The sequence below is a fragment of the Hydrogenimonas sp. genome (assembly GCF_029933015.1).
Lineage (GTDB): Bacteria > Campylobacterota > Campylobacteria > Campylobacterales > Hydrogenimonadaceae > Hydrogenimonas.
The window spans coordinates 17,649-27,401 of sequence record NZ_JAOZOZ010000005.1 but is presented as its reverse complement, the minus strand read 5'-3'; the positions used below and the strand labels follow the sequence as shown (position 1 = coordinate 27,401).

Sequence of the window (9,753 nt, the reverse complement as noted above, 5' to 3'; positions counted from 1 at the left end):
TAGTCATCGAAAAAGTCGTTGAGGATCGTGGCCAGATATTTCAGGCGCTCCTCCACCGCGATGTCTGGGTACTCCCGCATCAGGAACGCATAGATGTCGTCTTGTTGCGACTGGATTTTCCGGTGGAGCCTTTCGATGTTTTCTGGACTCAGATCGGCTTCTTCGGCGGGCATCAGCGCTCTTTTTTGTAGGGGATTCTGTCCTCGATGCCCGCCTTTTCGAAGCCTTTGAGCCGCAGACGGCAGCTGTCGCAGACGCCGCACGCCTCCTCCTCGTTCTGGTAGCAGCTCCATGTCAGCTCCAGCGGGACGTTGTATTCCAGGGCTTTTTTGACGATATCCTCCTTTTTCAGATGTACCAGGGGCATCCTGATTTCGATATGCGTCTCCTCTTTCGTTCCCAGATTGATCGCCCTTTGCATCGCTTCGATGAAAGTTTCGCGGCAGTCGGGATATCCGCTGCTGTCTTCCTCCACGACACCGATGAAGAGCGCTTCGGCCCCCTCCTTTTCGGCGACCGCCGCGGCGATACTCAGGAAGATCCCGTTTCGAAAGGGCACGTAGGTGACCGGCACCCCCTCTTCGATTCCTCCGGTGGGCACTTCGATACTTCTGTCCGTCAATGCCGAAGCGCCGATCTGCTCGAAAAAGGGGAGATCGATGACATATTTCTCCGAAGCCGGCAGCGCTTCGCAGATCGCTTCGAAGGCCCTGCGCTCCCTCTCCTGGGTACGCTGCCGGTAGTCGAAATGGAGTGCGACGATTTCGTAACCCTCCGCCTTCGCGATATAGGCCGCCGTCGTCGAATCCATACCCCCGCTCAAAATCACCACCGCTTTTTTCATTCCCGCTCCGTATTCCGTGATAATAGACTTTTCGGATTTTACACAGAATAGACTTTCAATCTCCAAAAGAGCCAAGACCTTTTCAGACGTTTTTGGATAAAATCACCACCATGATAGAGATAAACAACGAAACGGACTACCGGCCCAACGTCAATCTGCTCGAAACGATCGCATCGGAACTGACCGACCGCGACATCGAGCTCATCTTCACCGACAACGCGACGATACGCGAAATGAACCGCGAGCACCGGGGTGTCGACGCACCGACGGACGTATTGAGTTTTCCCCTCGAAAAAGTTCCCTTCGCACCGCTGGGTGAGATCGTCATCAGCGTCGAATACGCGAAAAACAAGGCGAGCGAATACCACAATTCCCTCGACGACGAGATCGCCCTCCTCTTCATCCACGGCCTACTGCATCTGCTCGGTTACGATCACGAAACCGACAGTGGCCAGATGCGCAAGAAAGAGGAGGAGATCATCCGCCGTTTCGGCCTGCCCGAGAGTCTCATCGTCAGAAACGAAACGAAAGAGCCGTAGTCCATGGATTTCATCGTCTTTATCGTCAGCATGGGCGCACTGATCTGGGGGGCCGATTTCATCATCAGAGAGTCGGAACGGATCGCCCTGCACTACGACATCAGCGAATTCATCATCGGTGCGACACTGGTCGCGCTGGGCACCAGCCTCCCTGAGATGGCGGCCAGTATCGCCGCGAGCCTCAAAGGACAGAGCGACATGGCCGTGGCCAACGTACTGGGCTCGAACATCATGAACATCTCTTTGGTGTTGGGTCTCGTCTTTCTCGTCGCTTCCAGGATCACCCCGGACCGGGATCTCTTTTTCAAAGACAGCGCGTGGCTGCTCTTTCCCGTCATCATCTTTCCGCTGATGATCCTCGACGGTACCCTCTCCCGTATCGACGGATTCCTGCTTTTCGCGATGATGGGCGCCTACCTCCTCTTCCTGATCCAGTCCAACAGCCAGGAGCAGCAGATCGGAGAGATCGACGAAGAGCTGAAGAAAGAGCCCTTCGGCTGGCCCAGATCTCTGGGACTTCTGGCCGTCGGCTTCCTGCTCGTCGTCGTGGGGGCCGACTACACGATCGAGAGCGCCGGCAACATCGCCAGAAACTTCGGCGTCAGCGAATGGCTCATCGGTCTGTTGCTGATCGCTTTCGGCACCAGCCTTCCCGAACTGGTGGTCAGCATCCAGGCGGCCAGAAAAGGAAAAGCCGACATGAGCATCGGCAACATCATCGGCTCCAACATGGCCAACACCTCCGTCGTCCTCGGATCGGCGGCCATGACCCGGCCTCTGACGATCGATCTCGCCGCCAGCTCCTTCGACATCTTCCTGATGATCGGCGTCACGATCATGCTCGTCTTCATCACGGCCAACAAACTCTACGCCAAAGCCGCCGGCGTCATGCTTCTGATCGTCATGGCGATCTTCCTGCAGCACGCCTTGCAGTTTTGATTGTCGAGGATGCGGGCCTCGGTCAGCATGATTTGAAGCACCCGTTCGAACCCTCTATCGGGTTTTGATATACCTGTGCTCCACAAGCCAGTTATAGATCTTCTTGACCATCGGCCCTGCGGCCGAGCCGCCGTGTCCCCCGTGCTCGACGAGAATCGTCACGACGTACTGCGGATGTCTGTAGGGGCCGTAGGTGGTGAGCCAGGCGTGTGAGCGGTGGTAATAGGCCAGCTCATCCTCTTTCATCCGCTTCTTCTCCTCCTGGGGTATGCCGATCACCTGTGCCGTACCCGTCTTTCCGGCGATCTTGATTTTGGTCCCTTTCAGCGCCCAGTAGGCGGTCCCCTTGGGGTGATTGCACACTTCGTACATGGCGCGGCGTATGATCGGAAGCGCTCTCTTCTCCCGCAGAGTCAGGACATCTTCCTTTTCGGGTTTCACTCTTCTGCCGGCGAGCGAAGCGGCGAGATAGGGTCTGGGGAGTTTTCCCGTCGCCAGCAGGGCCGTATACCGGGCGATCTGCATCGGCGTCACGAGCATGTAACCCTGGCCGATGGCGGCGTTGAGTGTCTCACCCATGTACCAGGGCTGGCCATATTTGTTCATTTTCCACATCTTGTCGGGCACGACGCCGATGAATTCGTTGGGCAGGTCGATGCCGGTCTTTCTCCCGAGCCCCATCTTCCTGAGCTCTTCGGCGATCTTGTTGATACCCGTGAGCAGACTCCCTTTGTAGAAGTAGACGTCGCAGCTCTCCCTTATCCCCTTGATCATGTCGGTCTGTTCGTGTCCCGTGGTCTTCCAGCACCGGAACTTGTGTTTGACGCTCTTTCCCAGCTCGATGGCACCGTTGCAGTAGAATGTCGTGTAGGGGGAGACCTTCTTCGAATCGACGAGTGCCAGGGCCACACCCGGTTTGATGACCGACCCGGGAGGATAGAGGCCGTGAATCAGTTTGTTGGTGAAGGGGTGGTTCAGGTTTTCGATGATCCGTTTCCATTCTGCCCGGCTGATGCCGCTGACGAATTCGTTGGGATCGTAGGCGGGATAGCTCCCTGCGCTGATGATGGCGCCGTCGGTGCGCATGACGATGACCGCACCCGTCTTCTTCTCCTGGCGGAACATCTCCGATATGAAAGCCTGAAGCTCCATATCCAGATGGAGGGTGATGTCCGTATCCTCTTTGGGCGGAACCGTCTCCAGCACTTCGATCTGTTCGTTGAAGGCGCTCACTTTCACCTTCTTGTATCCCGGTTCACCTTCTAGAAATCTGTTGTAGTACTTCTCCAGACCGCTCTTTCCCGCGATCATCGTCAGCTTGACCATCTCGTCGCGGGCCATCTCCCTCTCGTTCGCCTTGCCGACGTATCCGATGACATGGGCCGTCATATCCCCGTAGGGATAGTAGCGCTTGGTCGTCGGCTCGATGGTGATGTGCGGTTTTCTCGATAGCTCGGTATAGTGTGGAAGGACCCGCTCGTAGGGAAGAAATTTGATGATGACGATCGGATCGTGCCGATAGGGAGAGTCGATACGCCGATAGCGTCTGATCAGTTTCGTCGTATTGATATCTGGGAAATCCCTTTTGATGTCGTTCAGCGCTTTTTTCAGCTCCGGCATCCGCCTTTTCGGACTCAGATGGGCATCCACGAGGATCTTGAAACCGATCTTGTTGATGGCCAGCGGCTTGCCGTGCCGATCGAGGATCTCTCCCCTGACGGGCAGTATCCACTCTTTTTTGACGATATTCTGCTTCGCCAGTGTCTCGTAGTAGGTGTTCGACTTGATCGTCAGCTGGTAGATCCGCATGAGCAGAACCGCCCAGACCACGACGAAAAAGGTAAGCAGAAGTTTGATCTTCAAAACAGTATCACTCCGACGATATCCACGAGAAAATAGTAGAGCAGGATCAGATCCGTCTCAATCACTTTCGTATGTGTCAGATGGCCGTATCCGTAAAGAAAAAGAAGATAGAGCAGATCGAACACGACGACGCTGACGACATTGATCGATCCGGGCGTACGCAGCAGATAGGTGATTTTCGGATCGAAGACGGTAAAGGTCACCAGCATCACCGTCCAGACCCCGTAAAGGGGAAGGCTCCAGACCGATTCGACGATGACGGCGTAGGTCATCCACACCACCAATCGCAGATAGTCCTGACGATAGAAGGCTTCACGCCACTTCACGTAGACGATCCCCAGCAGCGGAGGCAGCAGAGGATAGACCGCAGCCATCGAGGGATAGAGCAGCAGCAGCCCCAGCAGCGACAGCAGTGTCGTCAGAGTCGTTTGATCAGAGATATTTCGTTGCACACGGGAAAATGTTTGCATTTGATGCAATCCGCCCAGATCTTGTGTTCGGGGATCGTCTCCTTGGGAATCTCTTCGAAACCGAGCCGCTCGAAAAAGGTGCCCATGTAGGTGAGCGCCAGCACCTCCGCAAGCCGCAGCGACCTCCCCTCCTCCACCGCTTTTTCCACGAGATGGGTACCGATCCTCCTGTGCCGGTGTCCCTCTTTGACGATGAGGCTGCGTATCTCTCCCAGCCGCATCGAATGGATATGGAGCGCCACATAGCCGATGATCTCTCCCGTCGCTCCCTCTTTGGCCAGGATGTAGGAGCGGATGTTCGTCGCCAGCTCGTCGTCGGAGCGGGGCAGAATGATGCCCTCCTCCACCTCTTTTCTGACGATGGCCTGCATCTCCGGTATATCGGTGAGGATGGGCTTTTCATAGATTACGGACACGGCGCTCCCTTGATGACGATATCGAAAATGAGCTGTTCGAGTTTTTCGATGCCACGCTTTTTCAGATTTGAGATCAGGATCGCACCCGGATGTTCACGAAGGATCTGCCCGATCTCTTTTTGCTTCAGCTTGTCCGACTTGGTGAAGACTTCGATATAGCACTGGTCGGGGCCTATGAATTTTTCGATATAGGCCCTGACGTCGTCGTCGATCGGCTCGTGGGGGTGTCTGGCATCGCGCAGGTGGACGAAAAGACGGATCGTCCTGCGGTTTTTGATGAATTCGTTGAGGCTTCTCTGCCATTCGTGTTTCATGCTTTTGGAGACTTTCGCGTACCCAAAACCCGGCAGGTCCACGAAATGGAGTCGGTACTTCTCCTGGGTATCGTCGTCCTTGTAGACCGTTTCGAAATAGTTGATCAGCCGGGTCTTGCCGGGCGTCGAGGAGCTTTTGGCCAGATTTTTCCGATGGGTCAGAGAGTTCAGAAGCGAACTCTTCCCCACGTTGCTTCGTCCCAGAAAGACCACCTCTCCGATCCCTTCGGGCGGCGCCTCCTCGATACGGCTGGCACTGGTGATGAAGGAGGCGTCAACGATTCTCGCCGCCATCGCGTTCCTCCACTCTGAAAATGAATTTGACCGGTCTGCCGCCGCTCCCTTCGACACTGGCCCGCCCGCTCAGTTTTTCGACGATCACTTTCTCGCCCGTCACGGTCCTTTTAAGTTTCGGCTCTTTCAGAACCACCTTGCCGTAGAGTTCGTAAAGCTGCGTTTTTGGCCTGTAGACCAGTCTGTTCGCTTTGCCGGTATAGTACTGGCCCTTCTCTTTCATGTGGATCACGAAGGAGGCGTTCCCGATCGCCTCGTAGCGGATCGGCTTGCGTTTTTCGTCGAAATAGACCACCACTTTCGAGGCGTTGAGCTCGTCGGCACCCTTTTTCATCCGGACATGGCCGAGAAATTTCGCGATATGGGTCACATCGTCCGCTTCGAACCGGTCCGAAAGGATTTCGACCTGTTCCGACGCGGCGAAGACGATTCCCGCCGTCAGAAAAAACCATAGAAATTTTTTCAATTCACATATCCTCTTCCGCTATTTTCGCATCGATCGATTCGGCCCTGATTTTACCACTTTTTTGATAATAGTAGAGATTTTTGCCATGGACGACACTTTTTCCGTAGGTGATGGTAAAATCCGATCCCCGCGTCGTATAGAGCTTTTTCCCTATGATGTAATAGAGCCTGTCGGTATCGAGCCGCCACCCGTCGCTTTTGGCCAGATGGACATTGTTTTTCAGTTCGATCCGCTCCTGGAGAAAGAAGATCGCCTCGTCCGCACGGACCGACTCCTCGCCCCGGGGGGCCAGATGGACCAGCTGTGCCCTTTCGACGCGCAATATCCGGGGAAACTTTTCGGCCCGTTTCCCTTTCAGATGGCTCGTGACACCGTCCTTTTCGATTTCGTAACTTTCGAAATCGATGAAAGCGACCTGGGGAATGCCTCTTTTAACCACCGGTGAAACGTGATAGGGCTCGAGAAAGAATATCGCCGAAAAGGCGAGTACGAAGAGCAGAAAAATGAAGTGTCTGATGTTCAGATCCAAAGTGCCAGATACTCCTCTTCCAGTCCCTCCTGCCTGATCAGAAGCTCGATCATCTCTCGGACCGCCCCGTCACCGCCGTTTTTGCTCAGTACCACGTCGGCTATGGCGGCTACATGGTGCGCCGCGTCGGCAGGAACGAAGGAGATGCCGCACGCTTTGAGCATCCGGTAGTCGTTGAGATCGTCTCCGATCACCGCCACTTCGTTGAGACCTATCTTCAGCTCCTCGCAGAGCTCCGTAAGCATCGCCAGTTTGTCCTTGACGTGCTGGTAGAAGTGTCGGATCCCAAGCTCTTTCGCCCGACGCTCGACGATCTTCGACTGCCGGCCGGTGATGATGGCGGCCTCCCGTCCCAGACGTATCCAGTTGACGATGGCGAAACCGTCTTTGACGTTGAAAGCCTTCAGTTCGTCTCCGTTGGCCGTATAGACGATCTTGCCGTCGGTCATGCAGCCATCGACGTCGAGTACGATCAGTCGGATCACAGAACACCCTTCGTGCTGGGAACACCCGCTTTGGCGTTGGGGGCCAGTGCGCGTCTCAGCGCCACGGCACACGCCTTGAAAGCCGCTTCGATGATGTGATGGCGGTTTTTGCCCCGCTGAAGAACGAGATGGAGCGTCAGGCCGCTGTTGAAGGCGAAGGCTTTGAAAAACTCTTCGGCCAGCTCCACATCGAACCGTCCCACCTTGCCCGTGACATCGATCTCGTAGACGAGATAGGGACGGTTGCTCAGATCCAGAGCGCACTCGACGGCCGCTTCGTCCATGACGACGACACTGTTGCCGAAACGTTCGACGTTTTCGATGGGATAGATCGCCTCGCTCAGCGCCTGTCCCAGCACGATGCCAACATCCTCGACCGTATGGTGATCGTCCACGTGTATATCGCCCTCGCATTCGACCGTCAGATCGAACTGCGCGTGCTTGGCGAAACTCTCGAGCATATGGTCGAAAAACCCCACCCCGGTGGAGATCTCCGATTTTCCGTTACCTTCGACATCGAGGCGCAGACGGATCTTCGTCTCTTTCGTCTGGCGCAGTTTCTCTATCTTCACGTTACCCCCTTATGATGAATGCACCCGGAATGTTCCAGGCTTTGATGAAATCTCTCGCTTCCTCTTCGCTCTTGAAGCCCAGCAGCCACACCCGGTAGAGCGGCTCGCCGTCGACGATGAACTTCCTGATTTTCGCATGATAGCGCCCCTCGAAATTGTCGTACCGGTCCCGATAGATCTCGGCGCCTCTGTACCGTTTGAAAGCACCGACCTGTACACCGAAACCGCTGAGCACCACCTGCTTGCGGACCGCATGACCGGTCCGTTTTGCCATCGAGGCGATGATGTTGTCGAATCCCAGCACCGTCAGTTCCACAGGAGCTGTCCCTGTTTTGTCGATGCCCAGCTTTTTGGCGGCGATGTAGGAGAGATCGACGATGCGTCCTTTGACGAAGGGACCTCTGTCGTTGATACGGACGACGACCGATCTGCCGTTGCGCCTGTTGGTGACACGCACCATCGTATTCATCGGGAGCGTCTTGTGGGCCGCCGTCATCTCGTACATGTTGTAGATCTCGCCGTTGGAGGTCTTTCCGCCGTGAAAATTGGGGCCGTACCAGCTGGCGATCCCCTCCTGCCTCCATCCTACCGACACGACCGTGGGATGGTAGGTCTTGCCGTTGATCGTATAGGGACGCAGCGTCGCCCTGTGGATCGCCTGGGAGGATCTGGGTTTGGATGGCGTGTGCACGACGGGATAGCCCAGCGTACCACGGGAACTGCAGCCGCCCAGAAAGAGACCGGCACCTATACCGAGAAAGATCGCCGATTTGATTATGTCAGTTCGGGATAACAAGTTTGTCACCTATGTGGATGATGTTGTCTTTGAGGTCGTTGCGGGCTTTGATCGTCGCCACTTCTACGCCGAAACGTTTGGCAATTTTGTAGATCGAATCTCCTTTTTTCACCCGATAGTGGTGCAGCGATCCCCTCGGAATCGGAATGATCAGCTCCTGCCTGGGACGTATGATCGAGTTTTTCATATGGTTGAACGAGAGGATCATCCTGTAGGAGATGCCGTAACGGTGGGCGATCTTGCTGAGATTCTCCCCTTTTTTGACGGTATGGACCAAAAACATGTTTTTCTGCTTTCCGGGTCTGTAGGCCTTTTTGAAGGCGGCGAGTCTGTTGTGGGGGATGTTGATGCAGGCACCTTCGACAGGCGGCGTGAAACCGTAGTTGAACTGCGGATTGAGGGTTTTGAGGTCGGCGCTTCGCATGCCGATCTGCGAAGCGATATGCTCCAGCGTCTCACCGCCGCTGACTTTGACCCGTACCAGCCTATCACCGTCCTTGTACTTGAAAAGATTCAGTTCGGCTTCGGTGAAGCAGAGCTCTGCGTTGTTGGCGACGAGTGCGAGAGAGACGATCTTTCGGAGGTAGTTTCGGCTCTCTCTGGGAAGATAGCGCCTCTTTTCGTCCATCAATACATGCAGATCGTCACTGCCCGCTTTTTTGATGGCACGGAGTACCCGCCCCTCCCCGCAGTTGTACGCGAATGCCGCGAGATACCACTTTCCGAAACGGTTGTGGAGATCCTTGAGATATCTGATCGCCGCCTCCGTGGAGCGCACCGGATCCCTGCGTTCGTCGATGTAACGGTCGATCTTGAGGCCGTAGAGTTTCGCGGTCTGGGGGATGAACTGCCACAGTCCCGCCGCCTTGGCCCGGGAGAGGGCGTGGGCGTCGAAGTGAGACTCCGCCATCGCCATATAGAGAAAAACCTGGGGAATGCCGCTCTCGTCGATCATCTTCTGCAGTGTCGGAATGTAGATCCGGCCTCTTTTGAGCATCTGCAGAAAATGGTTGCGTTTGCGGGAGTTCATGTCGTTTTTGAGCTGGCGGAAGATCGGATCGTAGAGAAAGGAGGCGTCGATGTCGAGCGTCTCGAGCACTTTGGTTTCGTCATTGTAGTGCGGCTCTTCGATGGTACTCAACGAAGCGTGCAGCAGACCGACGGTCAAAAGAAGAAACGATACGACTTTTTTCACGAAGACCCCCGAAAATTGTAAAAAGTAGAAG

Annotated in this window: 13 protein-coding genes; 2 read left to right on the top strand and 11 right to left on the bottom strand. The window is 55.3% G+C overall.

Annotation, left to right across the window (positions count from 1 at the left end):
• Nucleotides 1-172: 172 nt before the first annotated feature.
• Nucleotides 173-844 carry a 7-cyano-7-deazaguanine synthase QueC gene (gene queC / locus Q1K23_RS01015; protein ID WP_300361270.1) on the bottom strand — a complete coding sequence of 224 codons (672 nt, stop codon included), beginning with the start codon at nt 842-844 and terminating at the stop codon, nt 173-175.
• 110 nt (nt 845-954) lie between these two features.
• Between queC and ybeY the strand changes: the two genes are divergently transcribed.
• Complete coding sequence (gene ybeY, locus Q1K23_RS01010) at nt 955-1,383, top strand: rRNA maturation RNase YbeY (RefSeq protein ID WP_300361268.1); 429 nt, start codon at nt 955-957, stop codon at nt 1,381-1,383.
• 3 nt (nt 1,384-1,386) lie between these two features.
• Nucleotides 1,387-2,322, top strand: coding sequence for a calcium/sodium antiporter (locus Q1K23_RS01005; protein ID WP_300361265.1), 936 nt, complete (start codon nt 1,387-1,389; stop codon nt 2,320-2,322).
• Nucleotides 2,323-2,376: 54 nt separating this feature from the next.
• Here Q1K23_RS01005 and mrdA read toward each other — a convergent pair whose 3' ends face one another.
• The 10 genes from mrdA to Q1K23_RS00955 are packed head-to-tail and all read right to left on the bottom strand — an operon-like array spanning nt 2,377 to nt 9,722.
• On the bottom strand, nt 2,377-4,185 hold the full coding sequence (gene mrdA / locus Q1K23_RS01000; protein ID WP_300361262.1) for a penicillin-binding protein 2: 1,809 nt from the start codon (nt 4,183-4,185) through the stop codon (nt 2,377-2,379).
• Entirely contained in the window at nt 4,182-4,655 is a 474-nt protein-coding gene (locus Q1K23_RS00995; RefSeq protein ID WP_300361260.1) for a hypothetical protein, read from the bottom strand. The genes mrdA and Q1K23_RS00995 overlap by 4 nt, the downstream gene beginning before the upstream one ends.
• Nucleotides 4,604-5,026 carry an N-acetyltransferase gene (locus tag Q1K23_RS00990; RefSeq protein WP_300361277.1) on the bottom strand — a complete coding sequence of 141 codons (423 nt, stop codon included), beginning with the start codon at nt 5,024-5,026 and terminating at the stop codon, nt 4,604-4,606. Before Q1K23_RS00990 ends, Q1K23_RS00995 begins: the two co-directional genes overlap by 52 nt.
• 35 nt (nt 5,027-5,061) lie before the next feature.
• Nucleotides 5,062-5,679, bottom strand: a complete 618-nt coding sequence (gene yihA, locus Q1K23_RS00985; protein WP_300361257.1) for a ribosome biogenesis GTP-binding protein YihA/YsxC — start codon at nt 5,677-5,679, stop codon at nt 5,062-5,064.
• The gene (gene lptA, locus Q1K23_RS00980; protein WP_300361254.1) at nt 5,660-6,145 is read right to left on the bottom strand and encodes a lipopolysaccharide transport periplasmic protein LptA; all 486 of its coding nucleotides are present in this window, start codon (nt 6,143-6,145) and stop codon (nt 5,660-5,662) included. Before lptA ends, yihA begins: the two co-directional genes overlap by 20 nt.
• A gap of 1 nt (nt 6,146) precedes the next feature.
• Nucleotides 6,147-6,674 (bottom strand): LPS export ABC transporter periplasmic protein LptC, encoded by a 528-nt coding sequence (gene lptC / locus Q1K23_RS00975; RefSeq protein WP_300361252.1) that lies wholly within the window; start codon nt 6,672-6,674, stop codon nt 6,147-6,149.
• The gene (locus Q1K23_RS00970) at nt 6,665-7,159 is read right to left on the bottom strand and encodes an HAD-IIIA family hydrolase (RefSeq protein WP_300361250.1); all 495 of its coding nucleotides are present in this window, start codon (nt 7,157-7,159) and stop codon (nt 6,665-6,667) included. Before Q1K23_RS00970 ends, lptC begins: the two co-directional genes overlap by 10 nt.
• The gene (gene hisB / locus Q1K23_RS00965; protein WP_300361274.1) at nt 7,156-7,725 is read right to left on the bottom strand and encodes an imidazoleglycerol-phosphate dehydratase HisB; all 570 of its coding nucleotides are present in this window, start codon (nt 7,723-7,725) and stop codon (nt 7,156-7,158) included. The genes Q1K23_RS00970 and hisB overlap by 4 nt, the downstream gene beginning before the upstream one ends.
• Nucleotides 7,726-7,732: 7 nt before the next feature.
• On the bottom strand, nt 7,733-8,527 hold the full coding sequence (locus Q1K23_RS00960; RefSeq protein ID WP_300361247.1) for a septal ring lytic transglycosylase RlpA family protein: 795 nt from the start codon (nt 8,525-8,527) through the stop codon (nt 7,733-7,735).
• Entirely contained in the window at nt 8,511-9,722 is a 1,212-nt protein-coding gene (locus Q1K23_RS00955; protein WP_300361244.1) for a lytic transglycosylase domain-containing protein, read from the bottom strand. The genes Q1K23_RS00960 and Q1K23_RS00955 overlap by 17 nt, the downstream gene beginning before the upstream one ends.
• Nucleotides 9,723-9,753 lie beyond the last annotated feature (31 nt).

Excerpts from the sequence above, each read along its gene's own strand:
- Q1K23_RS01005 (WP_300361265.1), top strand. The coding sequence starts at position 1,387 with ATGGATTTCATCGTCTTTATCGTCAGCATGGGCGCACTGATCTGGGGG.
- queC (WP_300361270.1), bottom strand. The coding sequence starts at position 844 with ATGAAAAAAGCGGTGGTGATTTTGAGCGGGGGTATGGATTCGACGACG.
- yihA (WP_300361257.1), bottom strand. The coding sequence starts at position 5,679 with ATGGCGGCGAGAATCGTTGACGCCTCCTTCATCACCAGTGCCAGCCGT.
- ybeY (WP_300361268.1), top strand. The coding sequence starts at position 955 with ATGATAGAGATAAACAACGAAACGGACTACCGGCCCAACGTCAATCTG.
- Q1K23_RS00990 (WP_300361277.1), bottom strand. The coding sequence starts at position 5,026 with ATGCAGGCCATCGTCAGAAAAGAGGTGGAGGAGGGCATCATTCTGCCC.
- Q1K23_RS00995 (WP_300361260.1), bottom strand. The coding sequence starts at position 4,655 with ATGCAAACATTTTCCCGTGTGCAACGAAATATCTCTGATCAAACGACT.